General features: G+C 43.2%; 16 protein-coding genes and 1 pseudogene. 6 read left to right on the forward strand and 11 right to left on the reverse strand.

Annotated elements, in window-relative coordinates; translation table 11 throughout:
- Window positions 1-287: 287 nt before the first annotated feature.
- The 4 genes and pseudogenes from JBF11_RS00310 to tnpA all read left to right on the forward strand — a co-directional run bounded on the left by JBF11_RS00310 (window position 288) and on the right by tnpA (window position 4,748).
- Complete coding sequence (locus tag JBF11_RS00310; protein ID WP_334315400.1) at window positions 288-1,700, forward strand: 3'-5' exonuclease; 1,413 nt, start codon at window positions 288-290, stop codon at window positions 1,698-1,700.
- Window positions 1,697-2,377: a DUF4433 domain-containing protein gene (locus tag JBF11_RS00315; protein ID WP_334315401.1), complete on the forward strand. Its 681-nt coding sequence runs from the start codon at window positions 1,697-1,699 to the stop codon at window positions 2,375-2,377. Before JBF11_RS00310 ends, JBF11_RS00315 begins: the two co-directional genes overlap by 4 nt.
- A gap of 3 nt (window positions 2,378-2,380) precedes the next feature.
- Window positions 2,381-3,949 carry an ADP-ribosylglycohydrolase family protein gene (locus JBF11_RS00320; protein WP_334315402.1) on the forward strand — a complete coding sequence of 523 codons (1,569 nt, stop codon included), beginning with the start codon at window positions 2,381-2,383 and terminating at the stop codon, window positions 3,947-3,949.
- Window positions 3,950-4,282: 333 nt separating this feature from the next.
- Window positions 4,283-4,748, forward strand: a pseudogene (gene tnpA, locus JBF11_RS00325) (IS200/IS605 family transposase).
- Window positions 4,749-4,883: 135 nt separating this feature from the next.
- Here tnpA and JBF11_RS00330 read toward each other — a convergent pair.
- From JBF11_RS00330 to JBF11_RS00380, 11 genes are all read right to left on the reverse strand, one after another.
- Window positions 4,884-5,657: a hypothetical protein gene (locus JBF11_RS00330; protein ID WP_334315403.1), complete on the reverse strand. Its 774-nt coding sequence runs from the start codon at window positions 5,655-5,657 to the stop codon at window positions 4,884-4,886.
- 328 nt (window positions 5,658-5,985) lie between these two features.
- Window positions 5,986-8,214 (reverse strand): polyribonucleotide nucleotidyltransferase, encoded by a 2,229-nt coding sequence (pnp, locus tag JBF11_RS00335; protein ID WP_334315404.1) that lies wholly within the window; start codon window positions 8,212-8,214, stop codon window positions 5,986-5,988.
- A gap of 115 nt (window positions 8,215-8,329) precedes the next feature.
- Window positions 8,330-8,599: a 30S ribosomal protein S15 gene (gene rpsO / locus JBF11_RS00340; protein ID WP_334315405.1), complete on the reverse strand. Its 270-nt coding sequence runs from the start codon at window positions 8,597-8,599 to the stop codon at window positions 8,330-8,332.
- 32 nt (window positions 8,600-8,631) lie between these two features.
- Window positions 8,632-9,528: a tRNA pseudouridine(55) synthase TruB gene (gene truB / locus JBF11_RS00345; RefSeq protein WP_334315406.1), complete on the reverse strand. Its 897-nt coding sequence runs from the start codon at window positions 9,526-9,528 to the stop codon at window positions 8,632-8,634.
- A 377-nt stretch (window positions 9,529-9,905) separates the two neighbouring features.
- Window positions 9,906-11,933, reverse strand: coding sequence for a methyl-accepting chemotaxis protein (locus JBF11_RS00350; RefSeq protein WP_334315407.1), 2,028 nt, complete (start codon window positions 11,931-11,933; stop codon window positions 9,906-9,908).
- Between the two features lie 181 nt (window positions 11,934-12,114).
- Entirely contained in the window at window positions 12,115-12,402 is a 288-nt protein-coding gene (locus tag JBF11_RS00355; protein ID WP_334315408.1) for a DUF503 domain-containing protein, read from the reverse strand.
- Between the two features lie 12 nt (window positions 12,403-12,414).
- Window positions 12,415-13,593, reverse strand: a complete 1,179-nt coding sequence (gene argJ / locus JBF11_RS00360; protein ID WP_334315409.1) for a bifunctional glutamate N-acetyltransferase/amino-acid acetyltransferase ArgJ — start codon at window positions 13,591-13,593, stop codon at window positions 12,415-12,417.
- 27 nt (window positions 13,594-13,620) lie between these two features.
- Window positions 13,621-14,910 carry a glucose-6-phosphate isomerase gene (locus JBF11_RS00365; protein WP_334315410.1) on the reverse strand — a complete coding sequence of 430 codons (1,290 nt, stop codon included), beginning with the start codon at window positions 14,908-14,910 and terminating at the stop codon, window positions 13,621-13,623.
- Window position 14,911: 1 nt separating this feature from the next.
- Window positions 14,912-16,084 carry a pyridoxal phosphate-dependent aminotransferase gene (locus JBF11_RS00370; protein WP_334315411.1) on the reverse strand — a complete coding sequence of 391 codons (1,173 nt, stop codon included), beginning with the start codon at window positions 16,082-16,084 and terminating at the stop codon, window positions 14,912-14,914.
- Between the two features lie 67 nt (window positions 16,085-16,151).
- Window positions 16,152-17,567, reverse strand: coding sequence for an MFS transporter (locus tag JBF11_RS00375; RefSeq protein ID WP_334315412.1), 1,416 nt, complete (start codon window positions 17,565-17,567; stop codon window positions 16,152-16,154).
- 154 nt (window positions 17,568-17,721) lie between these two features.
- Entirely contained in the window at window positions 17,722-18,951 is a 1,230-nt protein-coding gene (locus JBF11_RS00380) for a VgrG-related protein (RefSeq protein ID WP_334315413.1), read from the reverse strand.
- Between the two features lie 201 nt (window positions 18,952-19,152).
- On the opposite strand from JBF11_RS00380, the gene cobA reads away from it, so the two are divergent.
- Window positions 19,153-20,712 carry a uroporphyrinogen-III C-methyltransferase gene (cobA, locus tag JBF11_RS00385; RefSeq protein ID WP_334315414.1) on the forward strand — a complete coding sequence of 520 codons (1,560 nt, stop codon included), beginning with the start codon at window positions 19,153-19,155 and terminating at the stop codon, window positions 20,710-20,712.
- 8 nt (window positions 20,713-20,720) lie between these two features.
- Window positions 20,721-21,416 carry a phosphoribosylglycinamide formyltransferase gene (purN, locus tag JBF11_RS00390; RefSeq protein ID WP_334315415.1) on the forward strand — a complete coding sequence of 232 codons (696 nt, stop codon included), beginning with the start codon at window positions 20,721-20,723 and terminating at the stop codon, window positions 21,414-21,416.
- Window positions 21,417-21,427 lie beyond the last annotated feature (11 nt).

The raw sequence follows: 21,427 nt of genomic DNA on the forward strand, positions 1-21,427 counted from the left end.
TTAAATATTAGACTGTTACTCTTTGCTCTTTGATTTATAACTATTAATTAAGTATAGGTAAGATCTACAGTAAAAATGATGATAGATTTATTACAAGGCTAAGATATCCTTTCTCAGAAGAATTGGATGAATTAAATGAAAGAAATTGTATTTGGGATATCCGTTACTTACTAATTGTATTGTCTTGAAATTGCGATAATACTTATTTATAGTATCTCAAGAATTTGCAATAACTTACTAGATACAATTTATTTTTATTCTATATAAATATATTGGAGGGGTAAAAAATGAATATCAAACCAAGAGGAAAACAGGAAGAGGTTATGGCACTTCCTGCAAAAGGACATATTGTTGTTTTGGGAACAGCTGGAAGCGGAAAAACAACCGTTGCTTTGTTGCGAGCTCATCATCTCGCTAACATTCCTAATGGTGGCAATGTGTTGCTTGTTACATTTAATGGAGCATTAGTTAAATATATGCGTGAGTTAAGTAATAATCAAACTCAAAAACTTGTGGTTGAAAACTATCATACATTTGCTCGTGGTTATTTAAATAGCCGGGGTAAAATGCCAAGCCGGAACGGAATTGCAGAGCCGAATGAAAAAGAATTTTACATAGCACAGGCTTTGGACTTTTTAAAAAAGAAATATCCAACAGAATCGACTCTTAAGCGTTCTTTAGAATTTTTTATTGAGGAAATTACATTTATCGAACGATTTGGTTTTTCTGATATTACCGAGTATAAAGAAGCGGAACGTATTGGGCGTGCTTCTGCAAATATTAAACGTGAAAATAGAAAATGGATTTTTGAGGTATATGACAGATATAGAGAATTGCGTGAAGCAGGTGGTAAAAAATATGATTGGGATGATTTGGCACTATCTGTCTTTAATGAATTGCAAAATGACGATAGTGAACGGAGATATACACATATTATTATAGACGAAGGGCAAGATTTTTCACCAATGATGATTAAGTCATTGGTAGAGTCTGTGGCGGATAATGGATCTCTTACATTTTTTGGGGATGTTGCACAGCAAATCTATGGTAGTCGTTTGTCATGGCGCGATTCTGGTATAGATATAAATAAAGTATGGCGCTTTGATGTAAATTATCGTAATCCTATGACAATTACGGAATTTGCAAAATCTATAACTCGAAATAAATACTGGCGACACGATGGAGACATGATAGACGCTACTTCTCAGATTGCAAAAGGACCAAAGCCAATATTGATAGAGTTTTCCCATAAACAACATGAAGTTAGTTGGATTGTAGATCGTGTGATAACAATAGGAAAAGCATCGTCTGCTGTTATTATTTGTAGAAATAGGGATGATATTACTAATTTCTTGTCTTTGTTAAAAAATAAAGGTTGTGAAGCAATAGAAATTAATAAAGGAACCCCTGGTTTTGCTCATTTAAAGCAAGTATATCTTACAACTTTTCACGCTGCAAAAGGGTTGGAATTTGACAACGTATTCATTCCATATTTAACTGAGGATAAAATTCCCGATCCTGATATGATTGCGAGAGCTGTTTCTATTGAGGAAACGTATGCTGATGAAATAAAACTCCTTTATGTTGCTGTAACCCGATCTAAATACGGTCTTTATATGACCTACAGTGGAAATTTGTCACCTTTATTTCCACAAGAGCCGAATACTTATGACTTCTATTATGAGGATCAGCTGTCATGAGTGCATATGATATTTTGATAACACGCGGTGTTACTCGACTATGTCATTTTACAAAGTTTCAAAGCCTGACACATATTATTACTTCTGTAGATGGTGTGTTAGCTAGTAGTTCAATACGTCAGGATATGAGAAATGTGAATGATACCGCACGGTATGATGGAGAATTAGATTTTGTATGCTGCTCTGTACAGTACCCAAATTCGTGGTTCTTAAAAATAGCTATGAAGAATAATTCAGATAGAATTTTTAGTGAGTGGATTGTTTTGTATATTGATTTGAACATACTAAATTATAAAAAAACAAAATTTTGTCCTTGCAATGCAAGTAAGGAAAATGGAGCTTATATAAATAACAATATGGATGAAATAGATTCCATTTTTGCCCCTTCCGTTTCTACTTTTGATTATCCTAGATCACCCAAAATGCTTTCTTGTTGTCCAACAGATGGACAAGCCGAGATATTGATAGAAAATAGTATACCACGAGAATATATCCAGGGTATTGCTGTTGGTAATAAGGATGTTGCAGGACGTGTTTATTCAATTTTAAAAATGTATGATGTGAAGCATATAAACATATATATTGCTCCAGATGTATTGACTCCGAAATGGAGCAATATGAGTAAAGAGGGCTATTCACCAAATGAGATTCTGTACGAATGGTCAGAAGAGGGATAAATTATGTCTATGAAAATACCGACTCAAATGGAAAAATGTAAAGGAGCAATGTTAGCTACTGCTATTGGCGATGCATTAGGATGGCCTAATGAACCGCGTGCTAAAAACAGAGCAAAAAAAACAAGAGCTATGGATAATTTTGTTGGCTGGATTCGTAGTTCTAATAATCCGCGGTGGCATGATGAAAAAATTTTGCCCGGCGAGTATAGTGATGATACGCAATTGACACTGGCTGTGGCACGAAGTATTATTGCTGGGGATTGGGAGACATTTTTTGCAAAAAAAGAACTTCCTTTTTGGTTAAATTACGAGCGTGGAGGAGGCAGCGCTTTGCTAAAAGCTGCTAAATCATGCGAAAAGGGAATTTTGTTATGGCAATCTCGATGTAATCGAGATTATTATAATGCTGGCGGAAATGGGGCTGTAATGCGTATTTTGCCTCATGTTATTGCATCTGCAAAAATACCCAATACTGCGAAACTAATAGTGGATGTTATAAAGGATACTCTTATAACACATGGTCATCCTCGTGCGTTTTTAGGAGCAACATGTTATGCCTATGCGCTTGAGTATTTTTTAAAGAAAGAAACCGTTTTAGAATATGGTGAACTTGTTACTGCAGTAATAGATAGTCAGAATGTTTGGGGGGCGATTCCGGATTTAGATATCTTTGAAAAATGGCTTAATATTGCTCGGAAAAATCTTGAATACGATTTTTTGCTAGAATGGAAAAATGTCCGTGCTCGCATGGTAAAAAAACTTGAATTTATAAGAAGTTCGTTAAAAAAAGGGTTAATTCTTGATGATACAAAAGTATTAACTGAGTTAGAATGCTTTGATAAATCAAATGGTGCCGGAGATGTTGCTATATTAGCTGCCATTTATTTAACTTCGAGATATGCAAATAATCCTTCTCTTGGAATAAAAATCCCCGCGTTCTCATTTGGCGCTGATACCGATACTATTGCATCTATTACAGGCGGATTATTGGGTATGCTTAGCGGAACAGATTGGATTCCGACAGAATGGAGAGAAGTTCAAGATTATAACTGTCTTATTCAAATGACGGAATTACTAATGGCAGATAATAAAAAGGAAGCTACCGAGAAAGAAGTTGAAGAGGCAAAAGCTCAGAATAATCAATGGAATTCTACAGTTATTGGTAAAATGCGGTTTATTAAATCAAGTAGTGTCTCAAATGGAAAGAATGGTATTATAATAATCAACAAGTGGCAGACTACGCTTGGGCAAACTATATATACAAAGACTTTTCAGCCTAAAAATATATTTATACAATCTCATCAATTACAAAAAACTGTGTCAAGACCTCAGCAAGTTATACCTAATGAATCGAAAAAATTTGTTCTGAATTTGATGGATATATCAGAACTACTTGGAACTCCAGAGTTTAAAATGAATATTACCATAGGTAAAGTTTTGAAAATTATTAAAGACTTAATTAATAATAAAGAAACAAGTAAAAATCTTTCTAAAAAGTATAACGTTGATCAACTATTTATAGAACAAATAGGAAAACATGTAATAGGTCTGAAAGATAGTAATCGAGTATAATTGTTATTAAATTATTATTTATTTTAATAGAAGGAGATATTATGCTGCAATCAAACTATTTATGTATACTACCGAAGATGAAGTCACAAAAATCGAAGTAACATTTGACCATGATACGGTTATGAGTTAGTATTTGTAGGCTTGGCATATGGAAAGATGGTTTGTTATGTTTTAATAAAAAAGTGTCGGAGTTTGACACTTTTTTATTTGTCCGCTTTAGCATAAAAAAACCACCTGCTATGCAGGTGGAATTAAAAATCTTTAGATGCAAAAATGTCCTCCTTTGATATACATTTGATGTGTTCGTCAATCAAATCAAAGGAGGACATTTCTATGAATGGAAATCAAAGTTTATCCCATATCAAATGGAATTGCAAATATCATATCGTGTTTGCACCAAAATTTCGTCGTAAAGAAATTTATCTGAAAATAAAAAATGATATAGGAAAAATTCTCAGGCAGCTTTGTGAACAGAAAAAAGTAACAATAAATAGAAGGTGAGATGTGTGCAGATCATGTACATATGTGAGTAGTTATCCCACCAAACGTAAGCGTATCATCGTTTGTGGGCTATGTGAAAGGAAAAAGTGCACTGATGATATTTGATAGACATGCAAATCTAAAATATAAATATGGCAACAGACATTTTTGGTGCAGGGGTTATTATGTTGATACAGTGGGGAAGAATACAGAGAAAATAAAAGCGTATATTCAAAATCAGTTAAATGAAGATATAATGATTGACCAATATTCGCTCAAAGAATATTATGACCCGTTTACGGGTAGTAAGAATAAATAAGGCATTGGTTAGCTGCTTTAGCAGCAGCTTGTGAATAAAATGCGATTGGCGAACCATTCAAAGCGCCTTAAGGCGCAAGCCAGTACCATGCCCTCCAGGGCTTGAGAAGACCCCCCGCTCAGCCGGTGGTACTTATTAGGATTTTGTATTTTCGTTTATTATATCGAGTAAATTTTGCACGGAAATTTCGTCAGTATAGTTGTTTTTTATTGCTTCATAAGGATTGAATTGTTTTAGGAATTTTTTCGGATCATGCGCATATTGTTTGAGAATTTCAAAAAGTTCTTCCATGCTGGCATATTCCAAACTTGTTTCGTTGGAAGAATACGGGCAAAGTCCTTTTGGGTGTATGGTGGGCTTGTTTTCCGCCCATGCTTCGAAGTAAGCGATGCCTTGCGTTTCTTGGATATCGGTAAGAATAACGACTAAATCGACATCCTGCAGTTTTTCTTTCCAGTCAAAATAATTATAATTCATATTTTGATAATAATGAATAACGGAACATTGGATTCCCAATTTTTCTATTTCAGTTATCAAAGCAGTATCAAGAGGTATTGCTTTAACATAGCAAATGCATTTTTTATTTCCAAGTATCGGGTTATTTTTACCTAACGCGACACCGGACCACCAAATTTTCAGCTTGGCAGCATTGATTTGTTCTTTTTGGCAGTCGGTTTCAAATTGTGAAGCCGTAAGATGAATGTCGATGGTATCAATATAGCGTTGTCTGATTTCTTGATAACGGAGCGAATGATATTCCCGTATTTGATAGGCAGTCGGAACAGCGAGGATTTTAATGTTTCTTTCTTGTTTTATTTTTGCAAGCCATTGCAGGTCGTTTATATTATCAAGCCAAATCAATATATATATATATATTGGTGTCGGAATGCTGTTTGCCGCTGAAAGCAAAAGGCACATCCAATGCGGTCAAGCCGCGGATAAGGCTTTTAAAAACTGCGGGATGACGCAGCACTTTGCAGCATTTTGTCAGTTTCAATTCCGCTAATTTTTCAATATTGCTATTTTTTTTGAATTGCTGACGCGTAAGGGCATAAAAAAAAGATTTTATACGATATTTGACTTGTCCGAACAGATATGAAAAATATGAGCTTTTATTTTTTGCACTTAACGAGAGTATGTTTATTTTGGGTTTTTCCATTTTGCTTCCTTAAAATAATAACAGAATAAAGCAATGCGATATTCTGTTATTATTGGTTTTATTTTGTTTTATTTGTTATTAATCTCTTGGTTCACGGTCACGGCGCGGTTTTCTGTCGTGACGGTCGCCCCTTTGCTCTCTGTTTCCGCGTTCTCTTTTGGGAGGACGGGCGGTATCTTCAGGATTCCATTCGATGCCTTGTTCTTCCAAAAGCACAGCTTTACGGCTGGCACGGATTTTATCGCCGTTGATTTCAATGACTTTAACAAGCATGTCTTCGCCAAGATGAGCGATATCTTCGGTTTTTTCAACGCGGTTGACGTCAAGCTGTGAGATATGCACAAGAGCTTCGACATTAGGCAGGAGTTCGACAATAGCGCCGATTTCCAAAATACGGCGGACTTTTGCAGTGTAGTTTTTGCCAAGTTCCGCATTTTGGTCGTAATAGAGCACCATTTCTTTGGCTTTTTCCATTGCTTCACTGGTAGGAGCGAAAATGCTGATTTCGCCGCTGTCGTCAATGTCGATGGTCGCACCGGTAGCCCCGGTGATTGCTTTGATGTTTTTGCCTCCGGGACCGATAATCATGCGGATTGTATCAGGATTTACGGTAAGTTGGGCATATTGGGGGGCATATTGTGATAATTCTTTGCGATAGGAAGGAAGAGCCGTAAGCATGATGTTTAAAATATGCAAACGGGCTTCTTTTGCCTGTGCCATGGCGCGCGCCATAACGTCTGTGGGCAATCCATTGATTTTTATGTCCATTTGTACGGCTGTGATACCGTCAGCGCTGCCCGCGATCTTGAAATCCATATCGCCGAGGGCGTCTTCATCGCCTAAAATATCGGTAAGTACGAGATATTCGTCATTTTCTTTGATAAGTCCCATTGCAACGCCGGCAATAGGGGTTTTGATCGGCACGCCGGCGTCCATGAGGGATAAACAGCCGCCGCAAACGGCAGCCATGGAAGAAGAACCGTTTGATTCCACGGTTTCGGAAACAACACGTACGGTAAACGGAAATTCACTTTGGCTTGGGATAATCGCTTTCAAGGCGCGTTCCGCAAGGTGTCCATGTCCGATTTCACGGCGTGACACGCGCAAAGATTTCACTTCGCCGACGCTGAAAGGCGGGAAATTGTAATGGAGCATGAATTGTTTTACTTCATCACCGCTGTTGATGCCGTCCGTGCGCAATTCGTCGGAACTTGCGCCCAGGGTCGTGACGACAAGGGCTTTTGTTTCGCCGCGGGCAAAAATAATTGAACCATGGGTTCTCGGAAGGACGCTCGTTTCAATTTCAATGGGACGGACGGTTTTGGTGTCGCGGTTGTCGATACGCGTGCCTTCTTTCAAAATACGCTGACGTACGATTTTCTTTTCCAAATGTTCCAAAATAACGCCGACCTCGCCCATCGCCTCTTCATTGTCGGCATAAGCCGGGTCGTTCCGCATAGCTTCTTTGACAGTGTCCTTCACTTTTTTGCGGGCGTCTTTGCGTTCCAGTTTGTCGACAACGCGAAGCGCTTCAGCCATGCCGGCATCGAGAGCCAATTTTTCAACATGGGCGTATAAGGCTTCATCATCTTCTTTTGGCGTGAAAGGAACTTTCGCTTTGCCTGCTTTTTCCGCAAGTTCCCTTTGGGCTGCGATAAGAGGCTGAATTGCTTTGTGTCCCCATTCAAGAGCTTCGATGATGACATTTTCGGGAACGAATTTCGCTTCGCCTTCAACCATGACGACAGCGGTTTCAGAAGCCGCGAAAACAAGGTCGAGGTCGCTTTCTTCCAATTCCTGAATGGTCGGGTTGATTACAAATTCTCCGTTGACACGTCCGAGTCTCGCTCCAGCGATAGGACCGTCAAAAGGAATGTGGGAAACGCAAAGGGCGGCGGAAGCGGCTGTTATGCATTGCACATCAGGCATGTTTTTGCCGTCAACGGATAAAACCTGCGCCAAAACCTGCACTTCGTTGCCGTATCCTTTTGGGAACAATGGGCGGATAGGACGGTCGATCAAGCGGGAAATAAGGGTTTCATTATCGCTTGGACGACCGATTTCGCGGCGGAAGAAGTTTCCGGGAATGCGGCCTGCCGCATACATTTTCTCAACATATTCAACCGTAAGGGGGAAAAAGTCTTTCGGCGTATCGAGCGGGGTTTCGCAAACAGTGGTAAAACATACTGTTCCTTCGCATTGTATCCAAATAGCGCCGGCGGCTTGACGGGCGAGCCTGCCGGTTTCCAAAATAATTTCTTTACCGCCGACTGTGGCGGTAACGCGAGTACAATCTAATAAACTCATTTTTTTTCTCCTGTGTAAGGAGATTCCGTGAAAAATACCAAGCGATCGGTCCTTTTCACGGACCCTCCGTTACACGACTGCTAAGATAAAGGGGAAGATGCCTTCCCCCTAAAAATTACTTGCGTAATCCAAGTTTTTCGATAAGAGCACGATAACGTTGGATATCGGTTTTTTTCAAGTACGTAAGAAGCTTACGGCGCTGACCGACCAATTTTAAAAGACCTGTACGGCTGTGGAAGTCTTTCTTGTGGTATTTGAAGTGGTCTGTAAGACCGTCAATACGGGCGGTTAAAAGTGCGATTTGAACTTCCGGAGAACCGGTGTCGCCTTCATGTTTTGCGTGGGCAGCGATGACTGCCTGTTTTTGAGCTGTATCCAAAGCCACAGCATTATCCTCCTGTCCATATGAATATGGAGTTATAGGGTTGCCAGCCCCCTCAGAATTTGCCAGAACTTTCTTGAATCAATGACTTTTCCTTCGGCCAATGCGAGCACGTTTCCCTGATAACGCAGAAAAACTCTTTCATTTTCAGTGAAATCCGTATCAGCGGTTTGAACGGGATTGCCATTTTTCACCGCTTTTGCTTCGCGTTCCGATAACTCAATTATCCGCCAGTTCGGCAAAGCGTTTTCCATGGGAATGAGCTTTTCATTGAGTATTTCCGGTTTTTTCTGCAATTCTTCAAGTGTTACGGCATCTTGAAGGTAAAAAGGGTGGCTGTGTTCACGGGTAAGTTCTGTGAGCGTTGCTCCGCTTCCCAGTCGTATCCCCAAGCTGTGGGCGAGGGACCGTATATAGGAGCCAGAACTGCATGTTACCCGAAATCGCATGCAAGGCAAATCCACCCATTGGATTTCAGCATGCGAAATATAAATTTCTTTTGTTTTTACAGGTACTTCTTTCCCCGCACGGGCGAGTTTATACAGAGCCTGCCCGTTATGTTTCGCCGCAGAATAGGGCGGAACTTCCTGAATGCTTTTCCCAAGCCAGTTTTTTACGGCATTCGCAAGCATTTCCTCTGTAATAAAGGAATAATCGTTCTCTTGTACGATTTTTCCTTCAGCGTCCCACGTGTCGGTTATTTTACCGAGTTCCAGTGTTCCGGAATAGGTTTTTTCGCCGTTTTCGAGCAAATATCCCGACAGTTTCGTCGCTTCGCCCAAAAGGACGATCAAAAGCCCTGTCGCCATAGGGTCCAATGTGCCGGCATGTCCAATTTTTTTTTGTCCAAGCTTTTTCAGACGTCCGACAGCAAAGGCGGAGCTCATGCCTTTAGGCTTATTGAGCAAAAGAATACCGTGTTTTTGTTCCATAAAAGATAAATATGTAATAAAATCAAATTGTTAGTCAATATTTTTGATATTGGTCAATAAAATTTTGACACAACAAAAAAACACGTTTTCTAAAAACGCTTTTTCTTTTTAGCCTAAATTTTCGGCTTTGTCCAGTAAAAAATAAAGGATGTTCGGCGGTTAAGACCGGGACTTGCCGCATATGGTATTCAGGATTGATTTCAATAGCGAACAAGAAGCGGGGTATGGCAAAACAGGACGCGGTTTTTGGCGTATGCGGCTCAGTGGGGCAGCTTGGTTTTGCGTTATTTTTCACCGGGAAACCATGAACAGGTTTTTTCAAAACGGCGAAACGCCGGAAAGTATGTTCCGGCGTTTCTTCATATCGATTGGGTATGTTATTTTCCAAGTGTTTCAATTTTAAGGTTCAGTTCATCGGAAATGGCAAGAACATTTTGCAGGTCTTTGCTTGCTTCGGTCATAAGCATTGATGTTTCTTCTGCAATATCGCCAACGGATTTGATTCCGTCGGTGACTTCTATGCTTATTTTTGACTGGGAATGGCTGGCATCGGTGATATGTTCGACCTGAGCGGCATTTTTCTCAACGGTTTTAACAATTTCAACGAGCGAATCTCCCGCTTGGGCGGCAAGCTCCGTTGTTCGTGCAATAATGTTTGCGGTGTTATCCATTATGCGGATATTGTCCCTCGTTCCGGCTTGGATGGCTTTTGTCACTTCATCGACTTCCCGCGTAGCCTGCATGGTTTTTTCCGCAAGTTTGCGCACTTCATCCGCGACAACGGCAAATCCCCGTCCGGCGTCACCTGCGCGGGCGGCTTCAATGGCGGCGTTCAATGCCAAAAGGTTTGTTTGGTCTGCAATATCGGTGATGACATTTAAAATGACGCCGATTCCTTCGGCTTTTTTTCCCAAATTGTCGAGGCTTTGTTTCAGGGCTTCCGTGCTTTCATTCACTTCGGAAATGGCTTCGGCAACACCGGAAACGACACGCTGACCGTTCAGCGCCATTTCTTTGGCATGAGTCGAACTCGCCGCCGCCGAGTTTGCGCTTTTTGCGACTGTCTGCGCACTTTCATTCAGCATCATCATGTCTTGGACATTTTCGCGTGAGCTTTGGTATTGCCCTTCGGCGCCGGTCGCCGCTTGTTCAAGACGCCCGCGAAGTGTTTCAATATAGCCTGCCAAATTTTGCACCAAAGAAGTCAATTGGTTTGAAGCTTCCTGCAGCCCCTGTTTTCTTGAAATTTCAGCTTGTTGGCGGCTTTCTTCCGCTTCTTGTATCGCTTTGGCCGCCTTGCCGCTTTGTTCACGGGCGTCCTGTTCGCTGCGCCTGCTTGTTTCAATCATTTCACGCAAATTGTTCACCATGTGGCGCAGGGCGGCAGCCAGCATTCCCACTTCGTCTTTGGTCTCGATGTCCAAAGAACGGTCAAGGTCGCCTGCCGCGACAGCTTCCGCAAAGGTTACGCTCCGCTGCAGCGCGGAAATGAGATAACGCACAATGGCGAAGAGGATGAGGGTAAAGAGCAGGGTTGAAACAAGCGTGAGGATAATGGTGCTCAGGGCGATGTCATGAATGGATTTGAACACTTCGCCCCCTTGCGCTTTGACGATGACGGTCCAGTTGGATTGTTCGTCCGTTTCATAAAGGGCTATCCAATCCTGTCCGCTCCAGTTGTATTCATATATGCCGTTGCGCCATTTGACCATTTTCGGAGTCAATGATGTGGGGGCTACAGGGACCATGATTTCCGCTCCGTCGGGGTGATACATGATTTCACCCACTCCCGTCGCGACAAAGGCGTACCCCAATTTACCTATGCGGACCGGTGCAACGTATTTGTCAGCCAGTTTGGCGAAATTCACCATAGCCATCAGCACGCCGCGGATTTTTCCATTCAGGACGACCGGCACGGCAAAAGGAACAAGCGCATTTGTATCCGGACCCGGAACGGCTTCACCTATGTATTCTTTTTCCTGCATGGCTTCTTTGAATACGGGGGAGTCTGCTATTGACAAGCCGATGCGGCTTTTGTCCGTGCTTGAAATCACGGTGCCTTTCTCATCGGTGGCATCGATGTAGAGCAACACTCCGTCTTTTATGAGCGGACGGTTTATGAAAGAAATATATACGCTTTCCACGCCCGCTTCATGTTTGTCTTCGGAATAAAGCATGCGCATGGGGGTTACGGTGGTGTTGCTTCGCAAATCCTCTAAAATTTTCTCTTTGAAATCTTTCAGTCCTGTGCTTACGGCGTGCAGGCTCGCTTCAAGGTTCGCCATTACGGCTTCGCGAAGGGCTTTTTCTGAGCTGTGATAGGAGTTCCAGCCGGAGAAACCGAAAGCCAGCACAAAGATTAAGACGGAAGGCATCAAAATTTTTGTTCGGAGCGATAATTTCATTGTTTCCCTCGATTATTTATTGAATTTATTTGTTTTAAAAAACATGTTTCTGCACCATAAATGCAATATCTTTTCGGCCAATTTTGCAAAAAAAATTACGGCATTGCGGCAAGACAATTTTTTCCTGCCGAAATATCTTTTTTTGCATGGGCGGATTTGCGGCAATATAGTATGCCATTATTTAATAATCAATCATTTCAATATCGCTCCACGTCATTTCTTCAGGACAAACGGCTTCCATCATGGCAAGACACTTGTCCATGCGTGAGCGTAAATGCCTTTCTTCATTGCTCAGAGAGATAACCTGCAGACGGAGTTTTGTTAAGGAATTTTCCGTTCCGGCTTCCGCAACGGCGACATTAAAAGTATTTCTCACCTTTGTTTTAAGGCTGTTGGCTACACGGCGTTTCGCTTTGAGATTATCATTGCCGTGCAAGGTATATTCCACGGTCAATACGGCAAAAAGCATGTATTTTCCTTGTTATGAGCGGTAATCAGCGTTAAGGGAAACATAGTCATGAGTAAGATCGGAGGCTTTCAAACGGGCTTTTCCGTTTCCTTCTGCGAGATGTATCTGAATATCGATGTCTTTCTGGTCAAAAAGAGGACGGAAAGCAGCGTCGATATCCATATCGACAGGTTGTCCGTCTTTAAAAATTTCAATTCCGCAGAGGGTCAAGCTGAGTTTGTCAGGATTGAATGGCACTCCCGCACGTCCGGCTGCCGCCACAATACGTCCCCAATTCGGGTCTTTGCCGTATACGGCTGTTTTTACCAGCTGCGAATGTCCGACAGTGCGGGCGATTTTTTCTGCGTCGGCGTCTGTTTTTGCGCCTGTGACGTCAATATGCATAACCTTGCTTGCTCCCTCGCCGTCTTTCACAAGCAGATACGCCAATTCCTGAATTATTTCCGTAACAATGGCTTGCAATTCCTCTTTTTCCAAACTGACGCGGGACAGTCCGCTGGACAGGGCGAAAAGACTGTCATTGGTCGAGGTGTCCCCGTCGACACTGACTGTATTGAAACCCTGCCGCACAGCGTTTTTAATAGTTTCCGTCCAAGTTTCCTTATCGACCTGCACATCGGAAATAAGAACGCTGAGCATTGTCGCCATATTGGGGCAAATCATGCCTGCGCCTTTGGCTACGCCCGCAAAAATAACCTCTTTGCCGTTTTTTTCAATTTTCTTATAGGAAATTTTAGGGAAAGCGTCTGTCGTCATAATGCTTTTGGCATAATCTTCAAGGGTTGCTTCCCCAAGATTCGTTTTCAGTTCATAGCTTGCTTCTTCCCATTTTTCGAGGTTGATATGGGCGCCGATAATACCCGTCGAACCTGTGAGCACGGAACCTTTTGGCAAATCGAAGAGTTCTTCAATGATTGCTTGGCTTTTGAGGCATGTTTGCATGCCTTTTTCACCGGTGCAGGCGTTGGCTTGTCCGGAATTGATCACGATTGCCCGTATTTCTTCGCTTTCCGCCAAATTCTTTTGGGAACATAAAACAGGGGCGGCTTTAAAAAGGTTGGTTGTGAAGCAGCCTGCGGCTACTGTTTTTTGTTCGCATAAAACCAAGGATAAATCTTTTCTCGGCAAATTTTTTTCTCTGAAATCGGCATTGGCGACAGCAAGTGAAAATCCTTTAGGCAGTGTGTGCATTGCGGTGTCCTTGTATATCGGTGTATATCAGTTTGAGTTTTGCGAAAGTGTTGCTTTGGCAATTTTTTTGCTTTCTTCAACGGCAGGTTGGTCGTAAGGATTTATTCCTAAAAAATGGGCGGTCAAAATGGTTGTCATGCAAAGTTCCCACATGATTTTTCCAAAGGCTTGCTCGTCGGTTTTCGGAAAAACCATACTGCACAGGGGAATATGATGATTAATCATGGACTGTTTCGTTCCGTTCGCTTCCGCATCAAGAATTTCGGAAATATTTTTTTCCGCAAGCCATTTCCATTCTTCGGGAAGATTTTTTGAAATGGTGCAAAGAGCATTTTTTTCCATTGCGGAAGCGGTTAAAAAGAGTACGGCTTTATTGGGTTTGCTGTCCAGAAAAAGCTGTAAGATAGAGTGTTGGTCGACAGTTCCGAGAGCCGTGACAGGAGTTGAACCTTGTCCGTTTTTCCCTAAACTTTCAGACCAAAGCTGCCTGAACCAATTATTCAGGCTGCTCCATTTCGGTATGTAATTAAAAAAGATGAGTTCGCTATAACCGTTCGCCATGGTGCTGTATGCGAAATTCGCAAGCTCGAAAAGTCTGGGCAAAGGGTTTTGGCAATTTTCTTGATAGGAGGCGCATTCCGCAAAAAATTCGTTTTTCGCTTCCATCGCTCCTTGGATGAAGCGTTTGTAATCTATGCCCAAAAAAAGGGCGGGAACCAAGCCGACAGCGCAGAAAATGCTGAATCTGCCGCCGAGCAATGCGGGGACAGGCAATGATTTATAATTGTTATCCGTTGTTTCCCGGCGTAAAAATCCCTTTTCCTCATCGGTGATGATAAAGAAATTATTTTGCCATGTCGCAGGAAGCATTTTTTGAAAATATTGCTTGCAGATAAAATACTGGGAAATGGTTTCAAGGGTTGAACCTGATTTGCTGACAGTCAGGACGAGGGTTTTTTCCAAAGGCAGATTTTTCAGGCAGTCAGCCAAATGGCCGGCGTTTACATTGTCAATGACCCATAAATGTTTTTTCATTTGCGCGTCAGGGGTTAAAACATATTTGTCCTGAGGGCTGAAAGCTTGCTGCAGCGCATGGGGACCAAGGGCTGAACCGCCGATGCCGAGCAAGAGCAAATGGTCAAAACGGGCGAAATACTCTGTCAGGTTTTCCAGTTCCGCCAAAAGCTGCGGAATGAAATCAAGGGTGACAAAGGGCAGTTTTTCTTCCTGCAATTTTTCGATGCATTCCGTGATGGCGTGGATGGCAAGAGGGTCTTCGCAAGGATAGGCGAATTTTTCGGAATTATAAAATTTCATATCAGTCATAAAGGGATTTTTTTATTGAAGTTAATGCTTTTTTCAATGTTTCGTCGGAAACGGCATAGGAAATTCTTATGCAGTTCGGTAAACCGAACGCGTCACCGGGCATGACGGCGACTTTGGCTTCGTCCAAAAGATAGGAGCAAAGTTCTTGGGCATTTTTATATTTTTCACAAAAAAGTTCGCTCACATCGGGAAAAAGATAGAAAGCACCTTCCGGTTTCGGACAGAGGATATTTTTCCATGAACTGATTTCCGCATAGGCGAAGTCGCGGCGGCGTTTGAAAGCTTCTCTCATGGGGAGTATGCAGTCATAAGAAGAAGTCAGGGCTGTAACGCCTGCTTTTTGTGAAATAGAACAAATGCTGGATGTAATTTGTCCCTGCAGTTTTGTCATTTCCGTTATCAGTTCCTTATGGGCGAGAGCAAAACCGAGACGCCAGCCGGTCATGGCGAAGCTTTTGGAAAACGCGTTGAGAATTGCAATCTTATCCGGATATTGCTCCCAAAGTTTGCTTGCGCTCGATTGATATTTTTCATCATACACAAGCTGCTCGTAAACTTCGTCGGCGATGATGAATATATCTTTTTCCATCGCCCAGCGGATGATGGTATCCAGTTCTTTTTGCGAATAGCTTACGCCTGAGGGATTGCTCGGGCTGTTTAAAAGAAGGAGTTTTGTCTTGGGGGTAAGGCTGGCGTCCAGAGCGCCGAGAGAAATTCTGTAACCGTTTTCCGCGCTGGAAGGGACAAAAACAGGGTTGGCTCCAACAAGGGCTGCCATATCGGGATAACTTGTCCAGTACGGAACAGGAATAAGCACGTCGTCGCCTTCATTCAAAAGGCAAAGCAGAAGGTTGTAAAGGCATTGTTTGCCGCCGTTTCCTATGATGACATTCTCGTTTTTTGCGGAAACGCCATGGACTTTTTGGTAATATCCGCAAATACCGGCACGAATTTCCGGAATACCCGCAACGGCGGTGTAACGGGTGAAATGTTCATCAATGGCTTTTTTAGCCGCTTCTGCGATATGGGGCGGGGTGGGAAAATCAGGTTCGCCCACGGCAAGGGAAATGACATCGACGCCCCTGTTCTTCAATTCCAATGCTTTCGCATTGACCGCCAAGGTTGCGGAGGGTTTCACCCTTGATAATCTATTTGCTAACTTCATGGGAACTCTCTTCATTTTGTAATGCGTAAAGTTTATGCGTTGTGCGGTAAACTGTCAATACATAATCTTAACTTGGAATATCCATGCGGTCGTTTTTATAAATTTTATAGGCAAGTTTGCAGTAAAAAAAGATACAGATGATATTGACGCCTGACATGAATAAAAAGGAAAATTTCATTGACTGCAAAAAGGCGGGAATGGTTTCGGGGTTTACGGTTTGCTTGCCGAGGTAATGGGAAATAGCCAAGGAAACAATGATTTGGCTGCCTAAAATACCCATGCTTCTTGCCGTGGCGGTGAGGCTTGAAGCAACGGACATGTCTTTTGACGGAATGTCGCGCAGGGAAGAAACCGTGCAGGGCGAATGGAAAATAGCAATGCCGATGCCGGAAATGAAAAGTGTGGCGTAAATGTAATAAATGCTGGAATGCTGGTCTAGATAGGCGGTGCCGACCAAACTTGCCGTGCAGAGAATAAGCCCCGCGATAACAATATATTCAGGGTGTATTTTATCCGCCAGGCGCCCGGAAAAAGGAGCGATGCCGAATTGGGCGGCACTTTTGAAAAGCAGGAAAAACCCGGTCATCAACGGAGTGAAGTTTCTGACTTGCTGGAAATACATGGTCGAATAGTAGATAAAGGCGGTGGTTGCGCCGAAATTGACCATCATGGCGATAAGTCCCAAGGTGAAAGATTTTGCTTTGGTGAAAAGATCAATATTGATAATGGGATATTTGGTGTGTTTTTGCATATAGACAAAAAAGGCGAGCAGAACGAAGCCGAAAGGAACAAGCCAGATAAGGCTGAAATAAATGCTCATGAGTCCTGCGCCCAAGGAAATGGCGCCGGTGCCGAGTCCGAGCATGACAGCGCCTTTTGTGTCAAATTGTTCTCCGTCAAGGGTGCACCATTCAAGGCGCAATGCGTTTCTAAAAAGAATAAGTCCTAAGATATTGGGAATCAACAGAAAAAGGAATAAATACCGCCAAGTGAGGAATGTTGCGATAGCGCCGCCGATAATCGGACCCAAGGAAGCGCCGAGGTAGGAGGCTGAAGTCATAATTCCTAAAATTGAACCGCGTTTATATAAAGGGGTGATATTGACGGCGATGGCGGTGCTCGTGCTGATGAGAAGAGCTGTTCCGATGCCTTGGAATAACCGGAAAATGCTTAAAACGAAAAAGTTGGGGGAAAAGAAAAGCCCGATAAGGGTGATGAAGCAAATGATGAAGCCGAGGGTCAGCATTCTTCGCAGTCCGAAAAGGTCGCTGAGCCGTCCGCCTATGGCTCCGAAATATCCCTGGGAATAAGCGAAAAGCATGACGATAAGGGAAATTGTTGCGGCAGAGGTATTGAAATCCGAAGCGACAGACGGCAAAATCGTTGTCACCCCGCTGTACAGCAAGGGAGAAAAAAAGTTTGCAATCCATAAAGAAACATAAACCCAAAAGACTTTTTCGGGAGGGGCGCATTCTGCTGGCATGACAAATCCTCAATACTGGCTTTTTTATGAAATAAAACTGGAATACTATCGTTTTTATAGTATTCCAGTATAGGCGTTATTAGATTTTTGTCAAATTTCATAAGCAATATTCTTTGTTATGAAAATTCTTTTTTCATGCCTTTATTCCAATCTGTTATCCCAACATGGCGAGAGCGTCGTTCTGTTCGTTTTTGAAGCGGATTTTTGCGGCTTGCTGAACGGCGACGGTTGAGGACGAAAATTTATTTTTTCTGTTTTCGTAAATGTTTTTGATGAATAAGGCCTGTTGTTCCTGCGGTTCTGTTTTGGTTTGGGTTTGAGGCGGATTTTTCGTATCGGTTTCAAATCCTGCCATAAAAAGTTCGTTGCTTTTCTCTTCAAGTTCAGCCTGATTTGTTTTTTCCTGAGGCATGCTCGAGAGGGCTTGATCGATAATCCGCTTTGCTCCGGCTACTCCGTGTTGTACGGAAGTGCTGAATATGACTTCCTTGAGGGCGGGAGAAATGGTGCTGTTCCATTTTTTTCGCACGTAATCCAATACGGGTTCATAATGGCTTTCCACAATGAAATCATGCTCCAATTCTTTCATGCGTTCAGGGTTTTCGGCACATATTTTTTTCCAAGCGGCAGGCACGGCGCCTTGTTTGCCGCCGGTATTCGCGGCGCCGGCTTTTTTCAGCGTGTCAGCCCATTCCGGTTCGTTTTTTTGCAGAAACGTCAAAAAATTGTCAAATGTTCCCGCTTTGGAAGAAAGCTGGTATGTTCCGTAGGAAGTTCCGCCGTGTCTGTCGTATCCGATACTTTGGCTGCCTGTTTCCGCTGATTCGTATTTAATTGCCAGTTTACCTACGGAAAGTTCATCGGCAAATGTGTCGGAAAGCGTTTTCGATTGGGCTGTATCGGTGTGTTGAGGCGTTTTGGTTTGATTTTCCGCACGCTTCGCAAGGCGTGACAAAATTCCTAAGGAGTTGCTGTCCAAAGACATGGCTCGCAGCCCTTGCAGGGATATGCCCGTTTTTTTGTCCAAAGCTAGGGCGGAATGCTGTTCAAGCGCCATACCCCGTATTGCTTCCGTCTTGGTTTCAGGAGGGGCTTGCAGGGTGACTGTTCCGTTCGTATCGATTTTTGCCCCGCGTTCCGTAAGCGTGGGCGGAAGACCGGTATTGCCCTCTTGAAAAGCGGCTACGGCTTTAACAAGGTTTTGGGAACGAAGTTCGGAAGCAAAACCGGAAACCGTATCCATTAATGACTGTTGGGAAAAATTTTGTTTCACTTGTTGAATTGCGGACTGCGGATTGTCTTTGTTTTGCATTTTATTCAGCAAATATTCATTATATCCGCCGCCATGCAGGGGTTGTGATAAACTTAAACTATCGTATGCCATAGAAAACTCGCTTCCATATCAATTTTATCGGGATAATTGCAAGAAACATGCCTTTATTGTATTATATTGATATAATTTGTAAAAATATCAAATGTCAAAGGTTTGACATTTTTTTTGGAAATTATCTGGTTGCGAAAAAGGGAATTTACGGTTATAAGAATTGCTGTTTAATGAATTTTGATTATTTATAGCGGAGGCATCATGTTTGTATATCTGATCGGTGCTGGTCCGGGCGACCCCGGGCTTATCACCTGCAAGGGCTTGGATGCATTAAGCCGTGCCGATGTTGTTGTGTATGATTATTTGGCAAGTGATGTTTTATTGGATAATGTGCGCGCTGACGCTGAAAAGATATATGTTGGAAAAATAGCCGGCAACCATGCCATGAAGCAGGAAGACATCAACGCGCTGTTGGTGGAAAAAGCCAAAGAAGGTAAAATCGTCGCCCGTCTAAAAGGGGGGGACCCTTATATTTTCGGACGCGGAGGCGAAGAAGGAAGGGCTTTGTTTGATGCCGGCGTTCCGTTTTGCGAGATCCCCGGAATAAGCAGCACTATCGCCGGTCCTGCTTACGCGGGCATTCCCTTGACAGACAGGACAGCCGCTTCTTCCGTAACCATTATAACCGGGCATGAAGACCCTGCAAAGCCGGATTCCGTGCATAACTGGGAAGCTCTTGCAAAGGGTGCGTCAACCCTTGTTTTTGTAATGGGCATGAAAAATTTGCCTGATATTTCAAAAAATTTGATACATGCGGGAATGGACCCTCAAACTCCCGCGGCCCTTGTGCATTGGGGAACCATGCCTACGCAGAAATCGTTAAATTCAACGTTGGCGGATTTGCCTGACGCTGCCGTGCGTGAAGGATTTAAAAACCCTTCCGTCATTGTTGTCGGGAATGTTGTGTCTTTGCGTGACAAGCTCAATTGGAATGAAAAACGTCCTTTGTTCGGCAAAAGCGTTGTGGTGACCCGTTCACGGGAACAAGCCAGTGAAATGGTCACCATGCTCATGGCTTTAGGGGCGAACGTCATACAATATCCGACAATCAGCATTGAAAAAATGGAAGATTATTCGCTTTTGGATGCGGCTCTTGACAGGATAGCGGAATTTTCATGGATTATTTTCACCTCCGTTAACGGGGTACGGCATTTTGCACGGCGTTTGCGTGAAAAGGGCTTGGATAGCCGCGCGCTGGCTCATGCTAAAATCGCCGCCATTGGTCCGGTTACCCGGAAGGAAGTGGAAAAACTGGGAATAATTCCGGATTTTGTTCCTGAAACCTTTGTTGCCGAATCCGTGGCGGAGGGACTTTGCAAATTTGCGGTTCAAGATAAGGAAATCCTTATTCCCCGAGCTTTGGAATCCCGTGAAGTTTTGCCGGAAGTATTGGCGAATGCCGGCGCCAAGGTGACTGTCGTTCCGGTATACAGAACAGTCAAAGCTCATGCCCGTAAGGAAGAGCTTGTGCAGGCGCTTGAAGAGGACCGTATCGACTGTATCACGTTCGCTTCTTCTTCCACGGTACGGAATTTCATGGAAAGCATACCTCAAGACGTGCTGAAAAAAGCAGGCAGGGTGCGCTTTGCCTCCATTGGTCCGATTACGACAAAAACCTTGGAAGAATTTGGCTTTAAAGCGGATATAGAGCCTAAGGATTATACCATTCCCGCTTTGCTTGCCGACATTACCGTTTATTTTTCAAAGGAAACGGACATGCAGTCACCCTATTACCAATCGCTTTTGAAAATTGCGAAATAGGAAAAAATATGAGTTTGAAAATTGCTATTCTCGCTTCCGGCAGCGGTACGAACGCACAAGTGATTTTCGAGGCGGTTCGGCAGAAAAAGCTTGACGCTGAAATCTGTATTGTGCTTTCAAACAGACCGGATGCAAAAGTGCTTGAACGGGCTGAAAATTTCGGGCTGCCCCATTGTGCTGTCGACCACACGCTTTTTTCCAGCCGTGAAGAATATGATGAAAAAGTTGTGGAAATTATCAAGGAGCACGGGGCGGATTGTGTTGTTTTGGCAGGATATATGCGTATGGTTACGCCGTTTTTTCTGGCAAGCTTTCCGGAGCGTGTCATCAATATCCATCCTGCGATATTACCTTCATTTCCGGGGGTTCACGGGGCAAGGGACGCTGTGCGGTACGGGGTGAAGTTTTCCGGCTGCACCGTGCATTTCGTCAGCGAAGAAATGGACGCAGGTCCCATTATCATTCAGGCGGTTACTCCCTGTCTGCAGGATGACAGCGAACAAACGCTGCAAAACAGGATACATTGCTTGGAGCATAAGGTTTATGTGCAGGCTTTGCAGTGGCTCGCCGAGGACCGCTTGGAAATTATCGGGCATACCGTGCATGTTAAAGGAATAGGGAAGCAGCAGGCGAAAATCGTGGAAGTGAAAAGCGGGGATATCGGCATGAATGCGCTGATTTATCCTCCTCTTGAAATAGCATAGCGAAAGGGCGA

The organism is Taurinivorans muris, assembly GCF_025232395.1.
GTDB classification, from domain to species: Bacteria; Desulfobacterota; Desulfovibrionia; order Desulfovibrionales; family Desulfovibrionaceae; genus Taurinivorans; species Taurinivorans muris.

What these genes read in the sequence shown, in the direction of transcription:
- JBF11_RS00310 (WP_334315400.1), top strand. Translation starts at nt 288, where the DNA reads ATGAATATCAAACCAAGAGGAAAACAGGAAGAGGTTATGGCACTTCCT.
- JBF11_RS00315 (WP_334315401.1), top strand. Translation starts at nt 1,697, where the DNA reads ATGAGTGCATATGATATTTTGATAACACGCGGTGTTACTCGACTATGT.
- JBF11_RS00320 (WP_334315402.1), top strand. Translation starts at nt 2,381, where the DNA reads ATGTCTATGAAAATACCGACTCAAATGGAAAAATGTAAAGGAGCAATG.
- pnp (WP_334315404.1), bottom strand. Translation starts at nt 8,214, where the DNA reads ATGAGTTTATTAGATTGTACTCGCGTTACCGCCACAGTCGGCGGTAAA.
- truB (WP_334315406.1), bottom strand. Translation starts at nt 9,528, where the DNA reads ATGGAACAAAAACACGGTATTCTTTTGCTCAATAAGCCTAAAGGCATG.
- JBF11_RS00350 (WP_334315407.1), bottom strand. Translation starts at nt 11,933, where the DNA reads ATGAAATTATCGCTCCGAACAAAAATTTTGATGCCTTCCGTCTTAATC.
- JBF11_RS00355 (WP_334315408.1), bottom strand. Translation starts at nt 12,402, where the DNA reads ATGCTTTTTGCCGTATTGACCGTGGAATATACCTTGCACGGCAATGAT.
- argJ (WP_334315409.1), bottom strand. Translation starts at nt 13,593, where the DNA reads ATGCACACACTGCCTAAAGGATTTTCACTTGCTGTCGCCAATGCCGAT.
- JBF11_RS00365 (WP_334315410.1), bottom strand. Translation starts at nt 14,910, where the DNA reads ATGAAATTTTATAATTCCGAAAAATTCGCCTATCCTTGCGAAGACCCT.
- JBF11_RS00370 (WP_334315411.1), bottom strand. Translation starts at nt 16,084, where the DNA reads ATGAAGTTAGCAAATAGATTATCAAGGGTGAAACCCTCCGCAACCTTG.
- JBF11_RS00375 (WP_334315412.1), bottom strand. Translation starts at nt 17,567, where the DNA reads ATGCCAGCAGAATGCGCCCCTCCCGAAAAAGTCTTTTGGGTTTATGTT.
- JBF11_RS00380 (WP_334315413.1), bottom strand. Translation starts at nt 18,951, where the DNA reads ATGGCATACGATAGTTTAAGTTTATCACAACCCCTGCATGGCGGCGGA.
- cobA (WP_334315414.1), top strand. Translation starts at nt 19,153, where the DNA reads ATGTTTGTATATCTGATCGGTGCTGGTCCGGGCGACCCCGGGCTTATC.
- purN (WP_334315415.1), top strand. Translation starts at nt 20,721, where the DNA reads ATGAGTTTGAAAATTGCTATTCTCGCTTCCGGCAGCGGTACGAACGCA.